Annotated in this window: 18 protein-coding genes; 14 read left to right on the top strand and 4 right to left on the bottom strand. The window is 65.8% G+C overall.

The window, feature by feature from the left end; translation table 11 throughout:
• The first annotated feature begins 272 nt into the window (after positions 1–272).
• Together ACYQ01_RS10200 and ACYQ01_RS10195 are read left to right on the top strand one after the other, a co-directional pair.
• The gene (locus tag ACYQ01_RS10200) at positions 273–1520 is read left to right on the top strand and encodes a hypothetical protein (RefSeq protein ID WP_459933737.1); all 1248 of its coding nucleotides are present in this window, start codon (positions 273–275) and stop codon (positions 1518–1520) included.
• A 161-nt stretch (positions 1521–1681) separates the two neighbouring features.
• Positions 1682–2005: a DMT family transporter gene (locus tag ACYQ01_RS10195; protein ID WP_459933736.1), complete on the top strand. Its 324-nt coding sequence runs from the start codon at positions 1682–1684 to the stop codon at positions 2003–2005.
• Between the two features lie 225 nt (positions 2006–2230).
• Here ACYQ01_RS10195 and ACYQ01_RS10190 read toward each other — a convergent pair whose 3' ends face one another.
• Complete coding sequence (locus ACYQ01_RS10190; RefSeq protein WP_459933735.1) at positions 2231–3493, bottom strand: EAL and HDOD domain-containing protein; 1263 nt, start codon at positions 3491–3493, stop codon at positions 2231–2233.
• A 151-nt stretch (positions 3494–3644) separates the two neighbouring features.
• Here ACYQ01_RS10190 and ACYQ01_RS10185 point away from each other — a divergent pair, with 151 nt between their 5' ends.
• From ACYQ01_RS10185 to ACYQ01_RS10160, 6 genes are all read left to right on the top strand, one after another.
• Positions 3645–4967, top strand: coding sequence for a PAS domain-containing sensor histidine kinase (locus tag ACYQ01_RS10185; RefSeq protein ID WP_459933734.1), 1323 nt, complete (start codon positions 3645–3647; stop codon positions 4965–4967).
• On the top strand, positions 4964–5581 hold the full coding sequence (locus ACYQ01_RS10180) for a response regulator transcription factor (RefSeq protein WP_459933733.1): 618 nt from the start codon (positions 4964–4966) through the stop codon (positions 5579–5581). The genes ACYQ01_RS10185 and ACYQ01_RS10180 overlap by 4 nt, the downstream gene beginning before the upstream one ends.
• Before the next feature lie 220 nt (positions 5582–5801).
• Positions 5802–5951, top strand: coding sequence for a hypothetical protein (locus ACYQ01_RS10175; protein ID WP_459933732.1), 150 nt, complete (start codon positions 5802–5804; stop codon positions 5949–5951).
• Entirely contained in the window at positions 5948–6448 is a 501-nt protein-coding gene (locus tag ACYQ01_RS10170) for a hypothetical protein (protein WP_459933731.1), read from the top strand. The genes ACYQ01_RS10175 and ACYQ01_RS10170 overlap by 4 nt, the downstream gene beginning before the upstream one ends.
• Positions 6449–6894: 446 nt before the next feature.
• Entirely contained in the window at positions 6895–8997 is a 2103-nt protein-coding gene (locus ACYQ01_RS10165; protein WP_459933730.1) for a PAS domain S-box protein, read from the top strand.
• 142 nt (positions 8998–9139) lie between these two features.
• Positions 9140–11599, top strand: coding sequence for a glycogen/starch/alpha-glucan phosphorylase (locus tag ACYQ01_RS10160; protein WP_459933729.1), 2460 nt, complete (start codon positions 9140–9142; stop codon positions 11597–11599).
• 51 nt (positions 11600–11650) lie between these two features.
• Here ACYQ01_RS10160 and ACYQ01_RS10155 read toward each other — a convergent pair whose 3' ends face one another.
• Positions 11651–12916: an EAL and HDOD domain-containing protein gene (locus ACYQ01_RS10155; protein ID WP_459933728.1), complete on the bottom strand. Its 1266-nt coding sequence runs from the start codon at positions 12914–12916 to the stop codon at positions 11651–11653.
• Between the two features lie 137 nt (positions 12917–13053).
• A complete protein-coding gene (locus ACYQ01_RS10150) occupies positions 13054–13329 on the bottom strand; it encodes a hypothetical protein (protein WP_459933727.1) in 276 nt (91 codons plus the stop codon).
• A gap of 130 nt (positions 13330–13459) precedes the next feature.
• On the opposite strand from ACYQ01_RS10150, the gene ACYQ01_RS10145 reads away from it, so the two are divergent.
• Together ACYQ01_RS10145 and ACYQ01_RS10140 are read left to right on the top strand one after the other, a co-directional pair.
• Positions 13460–14755, top strand: coding sequence for an AMIN domain-containing protein (locus ACYQ01_RS10145; protein WP_459933726.1), 1296 nt, complete (start codon positions 13460–13462; stop codon positions 14753–14755).
• An 80-nt stretch (positions 14756–14835) separates the two neighbouring features.
• Entirely contained in the window at positions 14836–15741 is a 906-nt protein-coding gene (locus ACYQ01_RS10140; RefSeq protein WP_459933725.1) for a DUF1134 domain-containing protein, read from the top strand.
• Positions 15742–16098: 357 nt separating this feature from the next.
• On the opposite strand, the gene ACYQ01_RS10135 is transcribed toward ACYQ01_RS10140, so the two are convergent.
• Entirely contained in the window at positions 16099–16695 is a 597-nt protein-coding gene (locus ACYQ01_RS10135; protein ID WP_459933724.1) for an HD family phosphohydrolase, read from the bottom strand.
• Positions 16696–16735: 40 nt separating this feature from the next.
• Here ACYQ01_RS10135 and ACYQ01_RS10130 point away from each other — a divergent pair, with 40 nt between their 5' ends.
• The 4 genes from ACYQ01_RS10130 to ACYQ01_RS10115 all read left to right on the top strand — a co-directional run bounded on the left by ACYQ01_RS10130 (position 16736) and on the right by ACYQ01_RS10115 (position 22412).
• The gene (locus tag ACYQ01_RS10130; protein ID WP_459933723.1) at positions 16736–17554 is read left to right on the top strand and encodes a WcbI family polysaccharide biosynthesis putative acetyltransferase; all 819 of its coding nucleotides are present in this window, start codon (positions 16736–16738) and stop codon (positions 17552–17554) included.
• 17 nt (positions 17555–17571) lie between these two features.
• Entirely contained in the window at positions 17572–17865 is a 294-nt protein-coding gene (locus ACYQ01_RS10125; protein ID WP_459933722.1) for a hypothetical protein, read from the top strand.
• 34 nt (positions 17866–17899) lie between these two features.
• On the top strand, positions 17900–19348 hold the full coding sequence (cls, locus tag ACYQ01_RS10120; RefSeq protein WP_459933721.1) for a cardiolipin synthase: 1449 nt from the start codon (positions 17900–17902) through the stop codon (positions 19346–19348).
• 274 nt (positions 19349–19622) lie between these two features.
• Positions 19623–22412 carry a PAS domain S-box protein gene (locus ACYQ01_RS10115; RefSeq protein WP_459933720.1) on the top strand — a complete coding sequence of 930 codons (2790 nt, stop codon included), beginning with the start codon at positions 19623–19625 and terminating at the stop codon, positions 22410–22412.
• Positions 22413–22414 lie beyond the last annotated feature (2 nt).

Genomic DNA, 22414 nt, shown 5'->3' with positions numbered 1-22414 from the left:
CGTGTGCGCTTGCCGGACGCGGCGCGCGTCGCAAAGCCATGCGATCCGCGCGGTTTTCGCACCGGGTCTCTTGGGGCGAAAAATTTCGTCGATCCCTCAAAAAAAACGCTCTTCGACTGTAACGTTTCGCCCTTGCCGCGCCACGCATCGTCTGTCCCGCAACCTTGCCAACATTACAATAGGCCAAAACAGGCGTTCTGTAATGAAGATGCGCTAAGGTTCTTCGCTCATGCGCCGATATGGATGACAATTCAACGACAGGAGTGAGCGCCATGTCACTGATCAATTCGGCAAGTACAGCCTACGGCGCGTTTTCCGGTTTCACTCTGGTGACCGGAACGAGCCAGACCCAGGAGCAGTCGGGCGTGTCCGGCGCGATAGCGACCGGTATCGACGACGCCACCAAGTCCCAGAGCTCGGACCAGACGAAGCTCTCCCAGATGGGACAGTGGGTGGGGCAGTTGCAAAAGCTCTCCACCAACGACCAGGAGGCCTTCAAGACCGCCGCGCAGAACATCTCGGACAGCCTGGCCCAAAGCGCCAAGGACAGCAGCGACATCACCCAGCAAAAGGCCTTGGGCGATCTCTCGGACAAGTTCGCCGAGGCGGCCAAGAGCGGCGATCTGTCGAGTCTGGGCGATCTGTCCCAGACCGGAGCCGCGCTGGGTCCCGAAGCCTTGACCGGCGCGGCCTCGGGCAGCCAGACCGGCTCGTCCGGCGGCGACACCGTGAGCTTGTCCAACGCGGGCAAGGCCCTGGCCGCCCAGATGAACGGATCCGGCTCGTCCGGCGCGGACTCCGGGTCCGGGATTTCGGGGTCGTCCGACACCGACACCGTGTCGACCGACTCCACGGGCTGGGACGTGAGTCTGGAAACCGCCAGCGAGGCGGCCGAATCGAGTTCGAGTTCGGATGCGACCTCGAGTTCGTCGTCGACCTCCGGCACCTCGTCTTCAACCACGTCGTCCTCGTCGAGTTCGTCGAGCGTCTCCACCGGAGCGTCCTCGTCGAGCTCGTCGAGCAGCTCGTCCTCCAGCGACACCCTGGAAGAGATCAACAAGCAGATCGAAGAGGTGGAGCAGGAAATCGCCCAGGTGCAACAGCAGTTGCAGCAGGCCCAGCAGGAGGCCACGAGCAAGGCCAAGAACAAGAGCGCTTCCGGCGAAGGGCGGGAAGGCAAGGGCGGACAGGGCGGTCAGGGCGCCCCCCCGTCCGGACCTCCGCCGTCCGGACCGCCGCCTTCGGGAGAAGCCGGTTCCATGGAAGCCCAGGACGGCGCGTCCCAGGCCGAGGGGGCGCAAGGCGCCGAAGGCGCCGGGCAGGCGCAGGGCCAGGGTCGGCCCCGGCCCCAGGGCGCGCAGGGCGAGTCGTCGTCGCAGGGCCAGGCCGGGGCTGCGGAAAGCCAGGCCGCCTCGGAAGATCCCAAGGTGAAGACCCTGCAAATGCAGTTGAGTTCGCTCAACAGCCAATTGACCATTCTGCAGAACGAGAAGCTCGAAGCCATGAGCGAGTCGAGCTGACGGGAGTTCCGTCTCCGCCTTGACGATCCGTCCAGGCCATGCGACCCCGCCCGAGGCGACGCGCCAAAGGCATGGGGCGAGCGCGTTCCGGCATGCGAAGTCCCGCCCCCGGAACGCGCCGGCCCGGCCTTGGGCGCGGACCGATCAAAGGAGACGAAGACATGGGCGGAGCATGGACTTGCCTGGTGCTGGCCGGGCTTTTCGAAATCGGGTGGCCGGTGGGCCTCAAGATGGCGCAGACTCCCGGACGGGTGGTCTGGGGCGTGGTCATGGCCGTGGCCTGCATGGGGCTGAGCGGGGCGCTCTTGTGGCTGGCCCAGCGCCATATCCCCATGGGCACGGCCTACGCGGTCTGGACGGGCATCGGCGCGGCCGGAACCTTCCTGATCGGGGTGGCTTTCCACGGCGACCCGGCTGGGCTGGTTCGGCTTTTGGGGGTGACGTGCATCATTGGCGGCGTGGTGCTGCTCAAGACGGCTTCGTAGCGTCCCGCCGCCGGCCCGCCACAGCGCGCGAGGCGACGTCCGTGGCTGGACGAAACCGCGCGAAAAGCCCGACTGGGCGGGCCGGTGCGAAAGCCCCTCGCGTAGCCGGTGCCACGCACGCGCGAACAAGGCGCGCGAAAGCTTTCAGCCCGCAGCGGAGTCGGCATCCGCGAGGGCCTGGGCTGTTTGCCGCAACGCGTCCCGCCAGGATTTCCCGACAGGCTGTCAGCCCTCTTGGCCCTTGGCGGCCTGAAAACACACCCGCGCCCACCGGGTGGCGTCGAGGTAGGCCTTGGCGGCCTGCCCCTGCTCGATGCCGGCGGTCTTGAGAAAGGTTCGCACCGCGCGCCAGTTGTTGGCGTCGAGGTTGTCGAGCATGTTCAGCCAGGCCAGGGCCGGGCTTTTTTTCCCGCACAGGCCGTTCTTCATGGACTTGTCCATGGGGATGGGCGTCACGAGTTCTTCCATGGGCCGGTCGAGCATGGCGTCGAGCAGGGAAAACAGTCCCAGCAGGAACATTTTCGGCCCGGGATAGGGGGCCTTGGACGCGTAGTCGGCCAGGTTGGAGAGAAACCGTCCCCGCTGCAAGGCCAATCCGGCCAACATTTCGCCCTTGGGGCTGGCGTCCAGGCTCGAAACCACGGCGGCCATGGCCCACTGCTTGAAAGGCTCGAAGCCCAGGAGCGTCACGGCGTGTTCGATGGAGGTCACTTCCCGGCCCACGGACAGGCTGGGGGAATTGACGAAGTGGAGCAGGCGGTAGCTCAGAAAGGCGTCCTTGGCGATGACCGCGGCTATGGCCTTGAACGTGGCGTCCTCGTTCTGCAAAAGGCGCATGAGCTCCAGCCGGGCCAGGGCGTTGGCCTGCAACACCTTGCCCTTCACCACTTCCGGCCGGCCGAAGAAGGTCCCCTGGAAAAGGTCGACCCCCAGGGCGCTGGCTCCGGTGAAGTCTTCCCAGGTGTCCAGGTGGGCGGCCATGCAGGGCGTTCCGTAGGGCGCGAGCGCCTTGTGGAGGGTAACCATCTCCAGCGGGCGCATGCGGCTCAAATCCAGCACGAACAGGTCGGCCAGGTCGAAAAGTCCGCGCAGGTTGTCGCTCCAGAACCCCAGGCGCACGGCCAGCCGATAGCCGCTGGTGCGGATGGCGTGGCAGGCGTCCACAAAGTCTTCCGACACCATGGATTCGGGGGTCACTTCGATCACGCACCGGTCCCAGGGCAGCCGGCCCACGTCGGGGTCGGCCAGCACGGCCTCTTGAAGCGGGATGTAGACCGAACCGTGTTCTTCCACGAGGCGTTCGATTTCGGGCAGACCGTCGCTCACCAGCCAGCGAAAGGCCGTGGTGTCGTCGGGATCGTCGCCGCGTACGTCCAGGCACTGGTAGCTGACGGCCACGCCATTGAGGGTGCGGTCGGCGTTGAACACCGGCGTGGTGCTGAGAAAGCAGGCATGAGAGTCGGGACCGGTGGAAAGGGGGAGTTCCATGGCGTGTCTCGCTTGAGGGGTACAGGACAAAGAGTCGATGCCGTCCAAGACGAATATTCTATCATAAGAGCGGATAAGCGCAAGGGGAAGGGGAATGCCGCCCCGGGGGGGGGAGGCTTTTCTCCCGGCGGAGCTTGGGGTAGCTTCGGACATGCTCCACGCAAGACGCAGGCGTCCGCCCGGCCATGCGGCCCGGTTGCGGGCGGCATTGCTCGAAACCTACCGCACGGTGGCGGACTTTACCTACGACTGGGAGGTCTGGATCGGCCCGGACGGACGCCTCCGCTACGTTTCGCCCTCCTGCGCCCGGGTGAGCGGGTTCGATCCCGCCGAGGTGGTGGCCGACGCGGAGTTTTTTGCGCGCGCCATCCATCCCCAGGACCTGCCGGCCTGGCGCGCGGCCATGGCCGCCCAGGCCCGGGCGGACCGTTCGATGGCGGCGCGCGGGGAGCAAGACCCGGAACTTCCGTCCTGCCCGGACTTTCGCCTGCGCCGCAAGGACGGTCGGGAAATCTGGCTCGCCCAGGAGACCACCCGGGTCTTCGACGCGTCGGGTCGGTTTCGCGGCCTGCGCCTGAGCCTGCGCGAAGTCACGGACCGGGTGCAGGCCCAGATGGCCCTGGCCAAGGCCCGGGAGGAACTGGAACACCGGGTGCGCGAGCGTACCCGGGAGCTGGACCGGGCCAAACGCGAACTGCGTCAGGAGATACGCCGGGGCCGAAAGGTCCAAAAGGAACTGGAGACCTCGCGCGAGCGTTTTTGCGCCCTGTCCAACTATTTGCAGGAACGCATCGAGGCCGAGCGGGCCCGCATCTCGCGCGAGATTCACGACGAGTTGGGGCAGAACCTCACCGCCCTGAACATGGGGCTTTTCAGCCTGGAGCAGGCCGCCCGCAACGGGCACTCCCCGGACCCGGACCGGCTGGCCTCGCTCAAGGCCCTGACGGCCGAGGCCATCACCACGGTGCAGCGCATCTCGCGCGAGTTGCGTCCGGCCATTCTGGACGAGCTGGGCCTGGGAGACGCCCTGGCCTGGCTGGTGCGCAGTTTCGAGCAGAGCGCCGCGACCCCCGCCAGCCTGGAGCGGCCCGCCGACCCCCTGGACCTGGACCCCGAAACGGCCACGGCCCTGTACCGCGTCTGCCAGGAGGCGCTCACCAACGTGGCTCGACACGCGGGGGCTTCGCGGGTCTGGGTGCGTCTGGGGCTGTCGCGCGGACGGCTGACGCTCACCGTGCAGGACGACGGGTGCGGAGTGCGCCCCGAAGCCCTGGACGATCCCCACAATCTGGGCCTGGTCGGCATGCGCGAACGCATGCGCGCCGTGGGCGGCGACCTGTCGGTGGGCCTTCGGCCCGGTGGCGGCGCGGCCGTGACCGTGACCGTGCGCCGCAAGCGGTCCGGGGCCGGACGCGCGGCGAAAGGCGGACACGCGGCAAACCCCGGGACCGGGCGGAAAAGGGCCGCGTCGTGACGAACGCATTGCGTCTTCTCATGGTGGACGACCATGGCGTGGTGCGCCGAGGGCTTATGGAGATCATCTCCGCCTCCGGCCGGACCTGCGAGTTTGTGGAGGCCGAAACCCTGGCCCAGGCTCTGGACGCCCTGGAAAACCACACTTTCGACCTGGCCGTGGTGGACATTTCCCTGCCCGACGGCAACGGCCTGGACTTGGTGTCGCGCGCGTCCCGCACCCGGCCGGAGATGCCCGTGGTGGTGCTCAGCATGCACCAGGAGGCCGAATACGCCCGCCGGGCCCTGGCCCTGGGGGCGCGCGGCTATCTGGGCAAGAACTTCGCTCCCGAGGAGTTGGGCCAGGCCATCGCCCGGGTGCTCGGCGGGCAGACTTACGTCAGCGAGGCCCTGTCCCCGGGCCTGCTCGCGCCGACCGGACGCGCCGCCCTGTCCCGGCGGGAGCGCGAGGTGGCCCATCGCCTGGCCCAGGGGGAAAAACTCTCCGACGTGGCCCAGGCCATGGGCATAAGCGTCAAGACCGCCAGCACCTACCGCACCAGGGCCATGCGCAAGCTGGGGCTCACCACCACCGCCGACTTCTTTCGCTACATGCTGGGCCGGGAAATCCTTTGAACGGGCGAAAATAACCGGCGATCCTTCGTCACCCGTCCGTCGTCAAAATCACTTGCCCTGTTTTCCGCGAGGATTTTGCGCCTCTGGCCCTTGGCTCGGCGCGTTTTCCGCAGGTGTTCGCGTCCGTCGGTCGGCTTGTCGGACTGTTCCGACAAAGTTGCCGGGTTTCGGGTTTGGGCTATGCCCGTCGTGGGGACATTTCCCCTTGCGAGGTGCGCCCATGCTGGACGTGATGCGATTGATCTGCGCGTTCGTCTTTGCGGGAATCGTGGGTGTTTTCGCGGTCTGGGCGATCCTGCGTCTGCGTCCGGTCAGGCGGTTGCCCGGGGATTTCGATTTCGACTTCTACAAACGCCAGGAGCCCAAATGAGTCCCGCAAAACTCGTGGCCGAGGAACGCCTGTTCGACCCTCCCTGCCTGGGGATACCGGCCGGAGCCCAGGCCGGCGCCAAAGTGTGCGGGCCGGGCGGCCGGTTTGTGGAGATAGCCCTGCTCGTGGACAACGGGCGCGTGGCCTGCGCCGGATTTCTGGCCGATCCTTCCGGGGCCTGCCTGGCGGCGGCCTCGCGCTGGTGCGAACTGGCGCAAGGCCGGGCGCCGGCGTCCTGCCTGGAGATCGACGCTTCGTCCCTGGCAGGGGAACAGGACGAGGGCCTGGCCGTCGAGCTCTGCCTGAAAGCCGGCCGGGCCGCCGTGACGGCCTGGCTCGACTTGACGACGAGCCCTGCGGCGCAGGAAAGCGCCGCGACCCGCAGGCGGCCAGGCCGATGCGCTCCTGGCTGCGCGGCGCGCGGGGCGGTTTCCGCTTCCCCAAGGCAAAGCGGGGAAACGCTTTCGGTCCGAGCGCGCGGTGGTCCCGGATCGTGAGGCGAAAAGGGGGCTCACGATCCTGAAGACGCCCCGGTGTGCGGCCGGGGCGTCTTCCTTGCGTCGAAGCGGCCTGGGGAGGAACGGTCGTTGAGGAACAATGATAGCAACCAGTTCAGCGCATTTGCTGTGCGATAACTTACCGATACGTTATCTCTCTCGGGGGAGAAAACCGCTGGGAAAGCCTGGCGGTTGTGTCACGAGGCTGGCGATTCGGCTCGGTGTTTCTCGCCAGCTCGGTCTGATTCGTAAAAGAGTATTGTTCGGCCGAAGGGCCTGGCCTTTCCCGTTTTCCCGAGGGGATTTGCGCGCAGGGAGAAAAAACCCCGCCCTAGCCGCTGGACAAACCTCGCCGGAAACGGCAAGTGTTCAATATGGCGCGCGAAACCCAGATTTTTTCGCATGGGCGCACGGGGGAAACTTCCTTCGGTTTTCGGGAGGTTGGGGTGTTTCGCCTGTCCGGCGGCCTTCGTCATTCCCGGTTCGACCAGGCCGGACCGGGGGGGAAGTCCGCGCGCGATGTCCTTCCGGGCCGGTTCGCACGCGTCTGGACCCTCGCCCTGCTGGCCCTGACCCTGCCCGCCCAGGCCGGAGCCCAACAACAGGGCGTGGCCTCGCTGGCCGGACCCGGCCTTGTCTGGCGTCCCGTCCTGACGCTTGTCCTGCTGCTCGTGTGCCTGGCCCAGGCCGGATGCCTGGTGGCGTTGTGGCGTCAACGCCGGCGGATGTTGTGGGAGCGCAAGGCCGGATGCGCCTGCGACCTCACCTACCGTTTTCTTGTGGAGCACGCCCAGGAAGCCATCTGTACCGTGGATCTGGCCGGGCTGTTCACCTACGCCAACCCATGCACGGGCGCGCTGCTCGGCCTGCCCGCCGAACGGCTGACCGGGAAAAGCTGCCTGGAGTTCGTCAAGGACGAAGACCGGCCCACGGCCAAGGCCTATTTCGACCGGGTGCGGGCGGGAGAAAACCTGCAATACGAAGGCCGCTACAAGGCCGCCGGCGGCAACGAAGGCTGGATGCTCGTCTCGGCCATTCCCCTGCGGGATGCGTCCGGCGCGGTCACGGGGGCCTTTATCGTGGCCCACGACCTGACCGTGCGCAAGCATTCCGAACTGGCCCGCAAGGAGAGCGAAGCCCGGTATCGCGCGCTCATCCAGTTGGCTCCCGAAGCCATCGTGGTCTACGACCCGGACAGCGGCAGGTTCACCGACGCCAACGGCAACGCCCAGCGACTCTTCGGCCTGACGCTCGAAGAGTTTTGCGCAAGCGCGCCGGCGCGTCTCTATCAGGAGGTCCAGCCCGACAACAGGCCGCTTGACGAGAGCGTCGCCGAAAACATCCGGCGCACCCTGGCCGGGGAGTCCCTGGTGCTGGAACGGGCCGTTCGGGACACCCGGGGGCGGCTTTTCGCCTGCGAGTTGCGCCTGGCCATTCTGCCGTCGGCCAAGCGGCGCCTAGTGCGGGCCAGTTTTGTCGATATCACGGAGCGCAAGCGGGCCGAGGAGGCCTTGCGTCTGTCCGAGCACCGTTTCAAATCCCTGTACGAGCAGGCTGCGGACGGCATTCTCGTGTTCGGCCCGGACGGTCGGCTCACCGCGGCCAATCCCGCCGCCAGGGAGCTTTTGGGCTACGATCTGGAAGAATTTCTGGGCAAGACCTACGCCGACCTGCTGGAACCCGGACAACTCGACGCCCAACCCGTGGACATGGCCGCCCTGCGGGACGGGCGCACCGTGAGGGGCGAGCGCGTCTTTTTGCGCCGGGACGGTCGAAGCGTTCCCACGGACGTGAGCGCGCGCCTTGTGGACGACGAGTGCTTTCAGGTGCTCATCAAGGATGTGGAGGCCAGAAAGAATCTGGAAAAACTGCGCGAGGACGTGGACCGCATCATCCGTCACGACCTGAAGACCCCGCTGGTGAGCATCCAGAGCCTGGCCTTGCAGATCGGCAAGGGCTCCCTGCCCGACAGGGCCCGCGAGCGCCTGGAGATGCTTGCCGACTCGGCCCAGCGCATGATGCGCATGATCAATTTTTCCCTCGATCTCTACAAGATGGAAACCAAGACCTTCGAGCTCGTGCCGGTCGAATTCGACCTGCTGCGCTCCGCGCTCCACGTGACCTCCCAGATGCGCCCTCTGGCCAAGGGACGCAAGGTGGATCTGGTCGTGCTCTTCGACGGAAGCGAACCCGACGCCCAAGCCCGCTTTCCGGTACGCGGCGAGGAGCTTTTGTGCCTGGGGCTCCTGGAAAATCTAGTGCAAAACGCCGTGGAGGCCTCCCCGCGCGAAGCCCGGGTGAGCATTCTTCTGGAGACCAACCCCAGGCGTCTGGTCATTCGCAACCGGGGCGAAGTGCCGGAAGCCATCCGCCGGACATTTTTCGACAAGTACGTCACCTCGGGCAAGGCCTGGGGCACGGGGCTTGGCACCTATTCGGCATGGATGGTGGCCGAGGCCCATGGATGGACCATCGCCCTGGACTGCTCGGCTCCCGGCTGGACCGGGGTCGGCGTGACCATGGGGCCCGACACGGCCGGCTCCGCGTGAACGCGACGAACGTTTTCTTTTCGTGGCCGCTGACCGTTTCCGCTGCGCATCGCCCGCCGACAGGACCGGGCGCTCGGGCGGCGACGGCGCGACGCGCTCCACAAACCGCAATCGAGGTCCCGCCTCGCCCAAGGACCGCTCCATGAATGCAAACGCCAAGCTTCCCCAGGTCGAATCCTACCACAACCTCGACAAGCTGGCCGAAGACATCCGCCGCCATATTCTCTCGGTGCTCGGCAACGACGTCTATCCGCCGAGGAAATTCCGCTACTTCAACGGATTGGCCTACAGCGTGCGCGACAGGCTCATCGCCATGTGGCTGGCCACCCAGCGCTCCTACTACGACACCATGGCCAAGCGGGTGTACTACCTTTCCATGGAGTTTCTGCCCGGCCGGTTCCTCATGAACTACCTGACCAACATGCGCATGGAGGAAGGCTGCCGCAAAGTCATCGCCGCGCAGGGATTCCAGCTCGAAGACCTGGAAGAAGAGGAACGCGACGCCGGACTGGGCAACGGCGGCCTGGGACGCCTGGCCTCCTGCTACATGGACTCCATGGCCACGCGGCGCATCCCCGGCTACGGGTACGGCATTCTCTACGATTACGGGCTGTTTCATCAACAGATCGTCAACGGCTGGCAGGAGGAGCAGCCCGACAACTGGCGACGCCTGGGCAGCCCCTGGGAGATCGACCGGCGCGAGGACCTCTACGAGGTCATGTTCTACGGCCGCACCGAGACCTATGAAGACGCCGAAGGCAACCTGCGCTGGCGCTGGGTGGACGGACAAAAGGTGCTGGCCATGGCCTGCGACATCCTGGTGCCGGGCTACGACTGCGACCACGTGACCAACATGCGCCTGTGGGCCGCCCGTTCCAGCCAGGATTTCGACCTCAAGGACTTCAATCGGGGCGATTTCGTGCTGGCCATGGAAGAAAAGGTGCTCTCGGAGAACATCTCCAAGGTGCTTTATCCCAACGACGAGCCCGTGGTGGGCAAGGAGCTGCGCCTCAAGCAGCAGTACTTTCTCGTGGCCGCCACCCTGCAGGACATCGTGCGCCGCCACCGCAAGCACCATCGCGGGTTCGAGGCGTTTTCCGACTTCGTGGCCATCCAGCTCAACGACACCCATCCCACCATAGCGGTGGCCGAGCTCATGCGCATCCTGGTGGACGAGGAGTTCCTGGACTGGGATCAGGCCTTCGCGGTGTGCCGACGCACCTTTGCCTACACCAACCACACCGTGTTGCCAGAAGCCCTGGAGACCTGGTCCGTGGACCTTTTGGGACGGGTGTTGCCCCGCCATCTGGAAATCATCAACGAGATCAACCGCCGTTTTCTCGAAGAGGTGGCCGCCAGATATCCCGGGGACTTCGCACGCCTGGACCGCATGAGCATCGTGCACGACGGCCGGGTGCGCATGGCCAACCTGGCGGTGGTGGGCGGGCATGCGGTCAACGGCGTGGCCGAGCTGCATTCGAACATTCTCAAGGACGGCCTGTTCCGGGATTTCCATGAATTCTTTCCCGGAAAGTTCACCAACATCACCAACGGGGTCACCCCCCGGCGCTGGCTTTTGCAGGCCAATCCCAGCCTGTCGGGCCTCATCACCGACGCCATAGGACCCGGCTGGATCACCGAGCTCGACCAGTTGGTCAAGCTTGTCCCCCTGGCCGAGGACCAGGCCTTTCGCGAGGCCTGGCGGGCGTCCAAGCTCGAAAACAAGAAGCGCCTGTCCCGCTACGCCCTGCGCAAGGTGGGCATGGGCATCAACCCCGGCACGCTTTTCGACGTGCAGGTCAAGCGCATGCACGAATACAAGCGCCAACTGCTCAACGTGCTGCATGTGGTCACGCTCTACAACCGCTTGCGCGACGGCCAGGCCCGGGAGGCGCCGGCCCGTACCGTGCTCATAGGGGGCAAGGCCGCGCCCAGCTATCGCATGGCCAAGCTCATCATCAAGCTCATCAACAGCGTGGCGGAGGTGGTCAACAACGATCCCTGCGCCGCGGGACGGCTCAAGCTGGTGTTTTTGCCCAACTACTGCGTGTCGCAGGCGGAAAAGGTCATTCCTGCCGCCGACCTGTCCGAACAGATCTCCACCGCCGGCATGGAGGCTTCCGGCACGGGCAACATGAAGTTCGCCCTGAACGGCGCGCTCACCATCGGCACGCTGGACGGGGCCAACGTGGAGATCATGGAAGAGGTGGGGGAAGACAACATCTTCATTTTCGGGCTCAAGGCCCACGAAGTGACGGCCATGCGCGCCGGGGGACACGATCCCCTGCGCTGCCGCGACCATGACCCGGAGCTGGCCCGCGCCCTGGACATGCTCGGCTCCGGCGCGTTCTCGCCGGGCGATCCGGGCCTGTTCGCCCCGGTCCTCGATTCGCTCCTGCACTGGGGCGACCACTACATGCTGTTGGCCGACTACCGCGCCTACATCGACACCCAGGACCGGGTGGGGCGGCTCTACCTGGACCGCGAAGCCTGGACCCGGAAGTCCATCCTCAACACGGCTCACATGGGCAAGTTCTCGTCCGACCGGGCGGTGATGGAATACGCGTCGCGGATCTGGGGCATCAGCCCCATGGGGGAATGAGGCGGCGGGGCGACTGGGCGGCGCGCCGCGCCCGCGTGGGCCGGGCGGCGGCTAGCGCCCCTCGCCCCCGTTCTGGCTCTCGAAGAAGGCCCCGGCCCAGGTCATGGCCTCGGTGTAGGCGTCCTTGACCACCTCGATGTCGAAGCTGAGCTTGCGGGTCTGGGTTTCCACCTTGGCCCAGTCGGCGTCTTCTATGGTGTCGAGCAGGGTGATGAGGGGCTGGTATTCGTTGTTGGGCTCGCGGCACAGGGCGGACTTGAGCTTTTCGTCCAGGGGCAGATAATCCACCACCTGGCGGGTGGGCATGCCCAGGATGGCGTCGATCAGGGAGAAAAGACCCAGCAGAAACAGCGCTCCCGGATCGAAACCCCAGAAGTCGTACGTGGCGGCGATGGTCTCCAGAAACTTGCCCCGTTGCAGGCTCAAAAGCACCAGCTCCTGCGGGTTGTCGCCCTTCTGGGCCATGTCGGCCAGCAGGACGGCCCGCAACCAGTTCTTCATCTTGGTCACGCCCAGCATCATCACGGCCTGCTTGATGGACTGGATCTTGCGCGGAAATCCGAAGGCGGCGCTATTTAAGTACGACAACAGGCGAAAGCTCACCGACACGTCCGACCCGATGGCCTCGGACAGGGCGTCGAAGTCCGGGTCTTCGGCCTCGATGATGCGCAGGATGTTGATGCGCGAAATTTCGTGGGACGTGAGCTTGCGCTCCGAAATGATTTCGGGCTGCTTGAAGAACGCTCCCTGAAACAGGGTGTATCCGGCCTTCTTGAGCGTTTCGTACTGCTTGAGGTTCTGCACCCGCTCGGCCAGAAACAAAGGCAAACGCGCGCGCTTTTCGCGCAGCAGGGCGATGGGGTCGGCCCCGGTGGAGATGTCGATGGTGAGAATGTCGGCCAGGGCGTGGAGCCTGGACCGGGCGTCGCCGTCGGCGGCGCAGTCCACGGCCAGGGTGTAGCCGTCGTCCTTGAGCGCGGCCAGGGCCTGCAGCAAGGAGGCCGGGTCCGCCACCCGCCCGATGAGCTTGACCACCCCCTGGGAGGGCGAAAAGGCGTAGGGGGCCTTTTCCAGCACGCCGCGTTCGTCGAACCCCACGAGAATGCGCTTGCCCCGCTCCATGGCCTGCTGGATGCCGATGAAGGTGCTCGACACCAGACTTTCGGCGGCCTGGTCCTTGGCGGCGTTCACCAACTGGGAGCCCGTGTCCTCCCCCGCCCCGTGCAACTGGTAGCCCCAGAGCTTCCGGCCGGCGTCGAGAATGGGATGCTTGGTGAAGAATACGTGGCCCTGGGACGCGAACTGTTGTTCGGACATAGATATCCCGTGGTCAGTGGGTGGAACGGGGCTTCGTCCTCTCGCAGACGAGGGAAGCGGTCATGAGCAAAGACGCTATTGGAAACCCCATACCTGGTTCCCAAACCGGCGGAAAGCTTTTTTTCGAAAAAACGATCCTATGCGTCGTGATCCGACGATTCGGCCGGGCGCTCCCGACGCAACTTGTCGCCGTAGCGCACCCGGGCTTCCCACACCTTGAGGCCCACGCGTTTGCCCAGGTCCATCTGGCGGGCCTTGAGCAGGGCCTCGGCCGCCTCGCCGTTGCCCTGGGCCTTGAGCATGCTGGCCGACTCCAGGTCGCGCAGGTACTTCTCGCATTCGGCGATCAGTCCCGAAAGGTCCAAGGCGTCGAGTTCGGCGGGAACCCGTACGGAGCGAACGCGCCGTTGCATGCATGCCCCCTTTTTTTCCACAATACAAACAAGGCGCCCGTCCGGCAACTTCCGACGAACTTGCGGCCTTGAGCTTTGCGCGGCAAGGATGCTACACGGCAAACGTGCAACTTTTTTCCCGGGAATATCCATGGCCTTGAACCGCAACGACAAACTGCTCCTGCTCGCCGCGGCCGTGCTGGCGGTGGCGGTGGTCGGCGGACTGGCCCTGTGGCGAATCACCGCGGGACCCGGACCGGCGGGGAACGAATCCGCTCCCGCCGCCTCGACCCCGGCGCCGGCTCCATCGGCCCAGACCCCGGCACCGGCCCAGACCTCGACGCAAGGCCCGTCGCCGGGCACGCACGGCCTGCGCGGCGGCGCGGCCCCGGAACCGGCAGGCGACGCTCGCGCGCCGGCAGGGGGCCACGTTTCGGGCCAGACTGCGGGCCAGGCCCCGGGCAAAGTCTCCGGCAAGCTTTCGGGCCAGGCCGCTCCGCAGGCCTCGGGCCAGGTGGGCGGGCAGGTGCTGCCCGGAGCCGCCTCGGGCATGGCCCCGCATACCGACAAATCCCTGGAAGACCTCTTCACCGAGCCCCTCGATCCACCCAAGCCGCCCGAGCCGCCGGCCCCGGCTCCTCCTCCGGCTCCCGCGCCCGCGGTCGCCCCGTCACCGCCCGCGCCCCCGCCTCCGGCCAAGAAGCCCGAAACCAAGGCCGAACGCAAGGCCCGGCTGGCCAGGGAACGCCGGGAGCAAGCCGAACTCCTGCGCGCGGCCAAGGCCGAACTCAAGCGGGCTGAAGAAGAGTTGCAGCGCATCAAGCGCGAGGCGACCCAGGCCATCAAGGACGCCCAGGCCATCAAGGAGAGCAATGCGGCCAAAACGGCGCCGGCCGACACTCCGGCTCCCGCGTCGGCCGCGCCCGATGCCGCTCCCTCCGGGCAAAAGCCGCCCGAGGGCAAACCCCGGTCCCAGGTCGATCCCGCCACAGGGGGAAGCGACGCTCCCCAGGCCGCTTCGGCCGGCTCGGACGGCGGAGCTTCCCGGGCGGAAGCGGCCGCGCCACCCGGAGACGCGCAGGCCATCCCCCGCCTTGAGGGGAGTGCCGGCGCGGGGAGCGCGACGAGCAAAACGGGCGTCTTGGAGCGGGTGAGCGTGACCGAGACGCCCGATGCCGTTTCCCTGCGCCTCGTGGGGGCCGGCAACGCCCACGCGCCCAAGGCCTCGTATCTGTCCTCGCCGCCGCGCCTGGTGGTCGATCTTCCGGGACACTGGACCTACCGGGGGCCCCGCGACGTTTCCGGTTCCGGGACGGTCCGGGCTCGGGTGGGCCGCCATCCGGACAAGCTGCGCATCGTGGTGGATTTGGCCCGGACGCCCGGACGCGGGCGCAAGGCCTCCCTGGAAACAAGCGGCGACGCCCTGGTGGTCACCGCGCCCAGATAGCGTGAGAACCCTTGACCGCGCCGGAGCCCGGACATGTGCGGCCCGGCGCGAAACAACATCTTGTCGTGATGGAGAACCCCGTGAAGCGCTTGACACTTCTTGGAATCGTCCTGCTCGTGTTCGCCGTGTGCGCTCCCTGCTTCGCCTTGGAAGAGCGCACCATCACCAACGAACCCACGGTCAACAAGCCCCATGTGCAGGCTCCGGCCTCGTCCGGGACGACCCAGGCCCCGGCCCAGGCCGAAGAACCGGCCGCCCAGCCCCAGCCCCAGCCCCAGGACCAGACCTCGGGCAATCCGGCGGAAAAGGCCTTTTCGAAAACTCCGGCCCAGACCAGCGCCCCGGCCAAAGCCGCCGCCCCGGCGCCGGCTCCCGCATCGGGACAGACCGAACAGTGGACCCCGCCCGCCGAGGGCCAGCCCGCGGATTCATACCAGGACAACGCCACCGCGCCATCGGGCTCGGGCGCGGACATGTATCATTCGCCCGAAGCCACCCAGACGCAAACCTACTCCCGCAAGGAGATCGACCAGCAGGTCATGGGCTTTTTCGAAGGCGGCGCGCGCGGCCTGGCCGAAATCATCGGCAAGGCCTTTGATCGGTACGGGGAGCCGGCGGGTTTCATCAAGGGCGGCGAAGGCGCGGGCGCGCTCTTCGTGGGGCTGCGCTACGGAGAAGGATGGCTGCATCTCAAAAACGGACAGAAGGTCTACGTCTACTGGCAAAGCCCGTCCCTGGGCTTCGATGTGGGCATCAACCTCTCCAAGGTCTTTTGCCTGGTCTACGGCATGACCAACGTGGACCAGATCTTCCAACGCTACCCGGGCGTGGACGGCAGCGCCTACGTGGTGGGCGGCTTCGGCATGAACTACCAACGCTCCGGACCCGTCACCCTGGCACCCATCCGCTTCGGCATGGGCCTGCGCCTGGGCGCCAACGTCGGGTACATGGCCTTTACTCGGGAAAAGACCATCAATCCCTTTTAGGATGGGGAGTGCTGCGAAGCGTTAAGATCGGGGGGAGGGAACCCCTTTTTTGAAAAAAAGGGGTTCCCTCCCCCCGGCCCTCCTCCCTCCTCAAAAAACTTCAGTATCGGGTCGCATCATGGCGCGGCGGTGCGTTGGACGGCTCAACCCGTCAACGCACTTTCCGTTTGCACAAAAAAGCCGATTCAAAACGTTTCGCCCCTTTCGTCGTCGCGTCCGATCGTCTTTCCCCGGCGTTTCCGGCCGCACCCATGAGAAAGTTTTTTGGAGAAGGGGGTTCGGGGGAGGAACCTTTTGTTCACAAAAGGTTCCTCCCCCGATCTTCCCTCTCCTTCTTCTTCCACTTCTTTTCTTCTCCTACACCTTCCGTGCGCAACACGGCGGGCCGGCGGGGCGGGGGCCGGCGGCGTCTTGGGCTTGGGGCAGGGCGGCGAGGGCGGTGACGGCCAGGTCCAGGAATTCGTCCAGGTCGAGTCCCAGCCGCTCGCATTCGCGGATGTTTTCGCGGCGCACGTTGCGGGCGAAGGCTTTGTCTTTCATTTTTTTCTTCACGCTTTTGGTCTGGAGTCCGGCGTAGCCGTCCGGGCGCATGAGCGCGGCGGCATGCACCAATCCGGTGACGGATTCGCCGGCGCGCAGGGCGAAGTCCAGGACCGAGGCGGGGGTGTGTCCGTTGAGTTCCCCGTTGTGGGCCTCTATGGCGTGGAGGGCTTCGTCCGGCAGCAGTCCGGCCAGGTCGCGAGCGGCCTGGAGTCCGTGTTGGGCCGGGGTTTCGTGGGTATGGGGAAAGTCCAGGTCGTGGACCAGGCCGGTGAGGCCCCAGAGGGTTTCGTCGTGACCAAGGCGGCGGGCCAGGGCGGCGAGAACGGCTTCGCTTTGCAGGGCGTGCAGGAGCATGCCGGGTTTGGGCCCCTGGTTTTCGAGCAGACGCCAAAGTTCTTCGCGGGTCGTCATGGCGCTTCTCCTTGCGGGGGATGGAGGATATGGTGCATGAATGAAACAGCTCTGCCTTCTGCACGGCAACTGCCAGGGAGAGGTTTTGGCCGCTTTGCTTTCGGCCTCTCTGGAGTTTACGGCCCGCTACGAGGTGGAATTCGTGGTGAATTTCACGCAGGAGCCGGTAAGGCCGGGCAGTCTGGCCCGGTGCGGCCTGTATTTGCACCAGCATCTGGGGCCGCTTTGGGGGGAGCTTTCCACTCAGGCGTTTGTGGCCCGACTGCCCGGGGGATGCAAGACGATTTGCTTTCCCAACATGTTTTTCACGGGGTATTGGCCGTTCTGGTCGAACCGGGCGGGGTTCGACTGCGCGGACAGCTTTCTCGACGACCTGATCGAGCAGGAGCTCGACCGGGACGAGTGCCTGCGCCAGGCCACCCGGGCCGACGTGAGCCGTCTTTTCGACCTGAAGGCCTTGCTTGAGGCGTCGTTAGCCCGCGAACGAGAAAAGGAAGCCCTTTGCGACGTGCCCTATGTGTCGTATATGGAGGAGAACTTTCGCACCAGGCAACTGTTTCGCACCATCAACCATCCCGGCCGGGAGATCCTGCTGCGTACGGCCGACGCGGTGCTTGCCTTGCTGGATATGGCCCCGCTGCCTCCGGCTTTCAGGGAGATCTGCCCGGACTTCTACGGGGACTTCGAGTTGCCCGTCCATCCGGGGGTGGCCGCGTTTCACGGCTTGGCCTTCGCCGGCGCGGAGCGGCGCTACACCATTTACGGAACGGCCATGACCTACGCGGAGTACGCGGCCCGCTACCTGGATTGCCGGATGGCGGGCAGGGCCGATTTCCTTGCGTATTTGACCGAAGGTTGATTTTCAAGGAGGACATCATGGACGGCGTCAAGACAGTGTTTCCCGACATCATTTCCTCTCGGTTGGAAGATATTTACGGCGCTCCCCTGCCGGACGAGGAGTTTCCCCTCTACCGCGAGGCCATCCGCAAGGCGGCCGACCGCCTGCTGGAACTGACAGGCGAGGAGACCCGGGAAGAGGCCAAGGCCCTGGTCGAGGAGTTGCAAAGCCTGGGCGAACGTGTGCGCCGGGTGTGCATGCGCTTCGCCTATCTGCAAGGGTTGCAGGACGGACACGCCCTGCGCCAGGCGCTGGAGAAGAAGATCGGGTGAACGCGAACGTATTGTTTTTTCGGGTGGCCGCGTCGTGACCATCAGCCACGACGCCTTGGTCACCCTGGAGTACCTGCTGTTCGGGGTTCTGGCCCTGCTGCATCTGTCGGGCGTGGTTTCGGGCCTGCACGCGTTGTTTTCCTCCCGGTCGCCCCAGGGGGCCATCGCCTGGGTGATGGGCATGCTCACCATGCCCTACCTGGCCGTGCCCCTGTACTGGGTGTTGGGTCGGGACCGTTTTGTGGGGTACGTGGCCGCCAGACGGGCCGGCAACCTGGAGATTGAGGCCCTGCGTCGGGAACTCAGTCCCGACGGGGCCTTGCCGCCGGCTTCCGAGTCCATGATCGGGTGCCTGGAGGTGCTGGAGCGCTTGGCCGGCATGCCCTTTACCGGGGGGAATTCGGCGCGCCTGCTCGTGGACGGGCCCAGGACCTTCGAGGCCATTTTCGAAGGCGTGGCCCAGGCCCGACGGTACGTGCTGGTGCAGTTTTTCATTATCCACGACGATAGACTGGGCCAACGGTTGCTCGCGGCGCTGACCGAAGCGGCGGCGCGGGGGGTGCGCGTGCTTTGCGTCTACGACGAGATAGGCTGCCACGCCCTGCCCAAGGCCTATCTGGACGCGCTGGCCTCCGCCGGGGTGGACGTGCGGCCCTTCAACACCACCAAGGGGTGGCGCAACCGGTTCCAGGTGAATTTTCGCAACCACCGCAAGATCGTGGTGGTGGACGGGCGCGTGGCCTTTGTGGGCGGGCACAACGTGGGCGACGAATACATGGGCGAAAGCCTGCGCTTCGGTCACTGGCGCGATACCCACGTGCGCGTGGAAGGCCCGGCCGCGGTGATGGTGCAGTTGTGCTTTCTTGAAGACTGGTACTGGGCCTCGGGGGAAGTGGCGGACCTGGATTGGGACACCTCGCGCTTCGAGGGCCCGGGACTTTCCGTTTTGGCCCTGCCTTCGGGCCCGGCAGACGATCAGGAAACCTTCGCCCTGGCCCTGACCGCGCTCATCCACACGGCCAAGCGCCGGGTGTGGATCGCCAGCCCCTATTTCGTGCCCGACAAGGAGGTCACCGCGGCCCTGCAACTGGCCGCCCTGCGCGGAGTGGACGTGCGGGTCATGTTGCCGTCCCGACCCGATCACCTCATGGTCTGGCTGGCCGCGTATTCCTATTTCCCGGAACTCGAGGACCAGGGCGTCAAGTTCTACCGCTACCAGAAGGGCTTTTTGCACCAGAAGGTGGCCCTGGCCGACGACGAACTGGCCTTTTTGGGCACGGCCAACTGCGATACCCGGTCGTTCCGTCTGAATTTCGAAATCACCTTGGCCGTGGCCGACCGGAGCTTCGCCGAGCAGGTGCGGGACATGCTCGAAGCCGACTTCGCCCTGTGCCGCCGGGCCACCGCGGCGGACTACACCCGGCGGTGGCTGGGATTCAAGGCGGCGGTGCGCCTGGCGCGCCTGCTCTCTCCCATCTTGTGAGCCCCTGGGGCGCGCGAAAGGAGCGCGGGGCGCGCTCTCGACAGGCGAGGGGGTTTTTGCTAACCGCTCTGAATGGTGAAGTCCGATCGGAAAGCCGTACCGTACGGCTGCGCCGTATCGGGTGGAACCTTTTGGCAACGCCTTTGTCGTCCTGTCCTGTCGTCGAACGCTTCGAGCTTTTGCGGTGCGACAGGCTTTGACCCGCCAGGCCTGTCATCGGCTGGTAGAGGGGACCTGTCATGCCTCTTCGCCACGGCTCACGGCCGGGGGGTTCATGCTGAACCCACCCGACTGGCCCATACGCAAGACCCTCAACCTGCTTGTGCTCTGTTCGCTGTTGCCCGCCATGGGGGCCATGCTCTTCTTCGGTTGGCTGGATGTCAAAAACGAAGAGGAAAACCTGGGCCGCCAGATGGTGTACATGGCGGACAGCCTGGGTGAAATCAAGTTCCGCCAGGCCGAGTCCTGCCGGCTGCTTTTGGGGTCCCTGGCCGAGGTCGACATCGTGCGCAAGGTCGAACCCCGGGCCGTGACCGCGCTGTTTCGGCGCATTCTGGAAAACACCCCCCTCAAGGCCAACCTGGCCCTGGCCCTGCCGGACGGCCGGGTGTGCGCCTCGGCCGCCCCGTGCGCGCCCGAGGTTTCGCTGGGCAATCTCAAGGTCTTTGCGGACGCCGTGCGCACCAAGGCGTTCAGCGCCGGCGAATTCGCCCTGAGTCCGGTCACGGGCATCGACGCCTTCCACTACGCCATGCCCGTTTTCGACGGGGTGAACCTGTCGGGCGTGCTCTTCGTGGCCCTGCCTCTGCAGGGCACGGACGACCTCTCCAGCCAGATCGCCTCCACGGACGGGGCGCGGGTGGCGCTTTTGGACCATGTCCTGCGACGCATCCATCGCGTGCCGGAAAATCCCCTCCTGATGCGCGGCATGCCGGCTCCCCCGAGCGTGACGAAGCGGCTCGGGGACACCGGGGAGGAGCGGGGCCGCTTTGTCGCCGTGGGGGGCGACGGGGAGCGCGTGCTGTACGGCTTTCGCAGACTACGCCTCGCGCCGGGGGAGCCGGTCTACCTGACCATTCTGGTGGGCGCTCCGGTGCCCAGCCTCATGCAGGCCTTGACGGGGCGGTTGGGCCAGTCGCTGCTGTTGGTGGGCGCGGTGCTGGTGCTGGCCCTGGCCGTTTCCCGGCTGCTTTCGGAGAAGTCCGTGGGCGAAGGCATGGACCGGCTGACCGCCGCGGCCGACACCCTGGCGGCCGGTGACACGGCGGTGCGGGTGGGAGAAATGCGGGCCTGTAGCGAACTCATCCGTTTCGGCCGAACCTTCGATCACATGATGGACGAATTGGCTTCGCGCGAGCACGCTCTGCGCGACGGGCGCGAGCAGTTGGCGGCGATTCTCGACTCCGCCAGCGACGGCGTCTACGGCGTGGACCAGGACGCCAAGATCACCTTCGCCAATCCGGCGGCCCTGACCATGCTGGGCTATGCGGACGTGACCCAGGTGCTCGGCCGAGACGATCACACCCTGATTCACCACACCAGGCGCAGCGGCAAGGCCTATCCGGTCTGGAAGTGCCCCATTCGCTGGGTGTTGCAGAACGGACGCCCCACCACCCGGGACGACGAAGTGTTCTGGACCGCCCAGGGAATGTATTTCAGCGTGGAATACACGGTTTCGCCCATTCGCGACGGCGAAACCATCCGCGGGGCCGTGGTGGCCTTTCGCGACATCACCGAGCGCCTGCGGGTGCAAAACGAGCTCACGCGCCACCGCGAACACCTGGAAGTGCTGGTGGAGGAGCGCACGGCCAAGCTGCAGAAGGCCGGACAGGCCCTCAAGATGCTCACGCTCGCCATTGAGCAGAGTCCGGTTTCGGTGGTCATCACGGACCGCAAGGGTCGTATCGAGTACGTCAATCCGCGTTTTTGCGAGACCACGGGCTATTCCATGGGAGAATGCCTGGGCAACCGGGCGGGCATGGTGCGCTCCGGCGAACACGGCGAAGATTTTTATCAGGACCTGTGGTCCACGATCACCAGCGGCAAGATCTGGAAGGGGGATTTCGTCAATAGAAAGAAAACGGGCGAACTCTTCTGGGAAAACGCGTCCATCGCTCCGATTTTCGACGAAAACGGCCAGATTACCCATTTCATGGCCGTCAAATTGGATATCACCCTGAAAAAACAGGCCGAAGAAGCCCTGCGGGACAAGCAGAAATACCTCTCCACGCTTTTGTCTTCCATCAATACGGGCATTTTGCTGGTGGATCGGGCCACCCACCTGGTGGTGGACGTCAACCCCTCGGCTGAGCTTCTGCTGGGCGCGGGCAAGGTCGAACTCCTGGGCAAGGACTCCCGCCCGTTCTTTCCCGAGGCCCAGCCTTCACCCATCTCCGGGTGGGATCTGCGGGAAAACGGTGCCTCGCGCGAGATCATCCTGACCAACCGGCGCGGCGAACACGTTCCGGCCCTGGTGGCCACCTTGCCCCTGGAGATCGGCGGCCGGGGATGCCTGCTGTTGACCCTGCTCGACATCACCGAACGCAAGCGTATGGAGGAGGAGCTGCGCTCCCTGGCCTTCACGGACGCCCTGACCGGCGTGAACAACCGCCGTCGGTTCCTCGAACTGGCGCATCGCGAGCTGGAACGGGCCAAGCGCTACGGCACGCCCTTTAGTTATCTCACCCTGGACGTGGACCATTTCAAGTCCATCAACGACGCCTACGGTCACGAGCAGGGAGATCAGGTGCTCAAGAGCCTGGCGAGCACCTGCCTGAAGGCCTTGCGCGACACGGACATTTTCGGTCGCCTGGGCGGCGAGGAGTTCGGGGCGGTGCTCATCGAGTCCACGGCGCAGGAAGCCCTGTCCGCGGCCACGCGACTGCTCAAGGCGGCGGCGAAAGACCGGCAGGAAATAGACGGACACACGGTGGGCTACACCGTGAGCATCGGGGTCTGTTCCTGGCGCAATGGGGATGACGCGCTGTCGGAGATCATGCGCCGGGCGGACAAGGCCCTGTACGAGGCCAAGGCCAGAGGGCGCAATCGCGTGGTGACCTGCTGAGC

The organism is Fundidesulfovibrio butyratiphilus, assembly GCF_054657235.1.
This window is presented reverse-complemented; position numbering and strand designations above follow the sequence as displayed.

Bases quoted from the DNA above. Each gene is read 5' to 3' on its own strand.
- ACYQ01_RS10175 (WP_459933732.1), top strand. From the start codon at position 5,802: ATGCTGGACGTGATGCGATTGATCTGCGCGTTCGTCTTTGCGGGAATC.
- ACYQ01_RS10115 (WP_459933720.1), top strand. From the start codon at position 19,623: ATGCTGAACCCACCCGACTGGCCCATACGCAAGACCCTCAACCTGCTT.
- ACYQ01_RS10170 (WP_459933731.1), top strand. From the start codon at position 5,948: ATGAGTCCCGCAAAACTCGTGGCCGAGGAACGCCTGTTCGACCCTCCC.
- ACYQ01_RS10185 (WP_459933734.1), top strand. From the start codon at position 3,645: ATGCTCCACGCAAGACGCAGGCGTCCGCCCGGCCATGCGGCCCGGTTG.
- ACYQ01_RS10150 (WP_459933727.1), bottom strand. From the start codon at position 13,329: ATGCAACGGCGCGTTCGCTCCGTACGGGTTCCCGCCGAACTCGACGCC.
- ACYQ01_RS10145 (WP_459933726.1), top strand. From the start codon at position 13,460: ATGGCCTTGAACCGCAACGACAAACTGCTCCTGCTCGCCGCGGCCGTG.
- ACYQ01_RS10135 (WP_459933724.1), bottom strand. From the start codon at position 16,695: ATGACGACCCGCGAAGAACTTTGGCGTCTGCTCGAAAACCAGGGGCCC.
- ACYQ01_RS10195 (WP_459933736.1), top strand. From the start codon at position 1,682: ATGGGCGGAGCATGGACTTGCCTGGTGCTGGCCGGGCTTTTCGAAATC.
- ACYQ01_RS10125 (WP_459933722.1), top strand. From the start codon at position 17,572: ATGGACGGCGTCAAGACAGTGTTTCCCGACATCATTTCCTCTCGGTTG.
- ACYQ01_RS10200 (WP_459933737.1), top strand. From the start codon at position 273: ATGTCACTGATCAATTCGGCAAGTACAGCCTACGGCGCGTTTTCCGGT.
- ACYQ01_RS10130 (WP_459933723.1), top strand. From the start codon at position 16,736: ATGAAACAGCTCTGCCTTCTGCACGGCAACTGCCAGGGAGAGGTTTTG.
- ACYQ01_RS10155 (WP_459933728.1), bottom strand. From the start codon at position 12,916: ATGTCCGAACAACAGTTCGCGTCCCAGGGCCACGTATTCTTCACCAAG.
- ACYQ01_RS10160 (WP_459933729.1), top strand. From the start codon at position 9,140: ATGAATGCAAACGCCAAGCTTCCCCAGGTCGAATCCTACCACAACCTC.
- ACYQ01_RS10190 (WP_459933735.1), bottom strand. From the start codon at position 3,493: ATGGAACTCCCCCTTTCCACCGGTCCCGACTCTCATGCCTGCTTTCTC.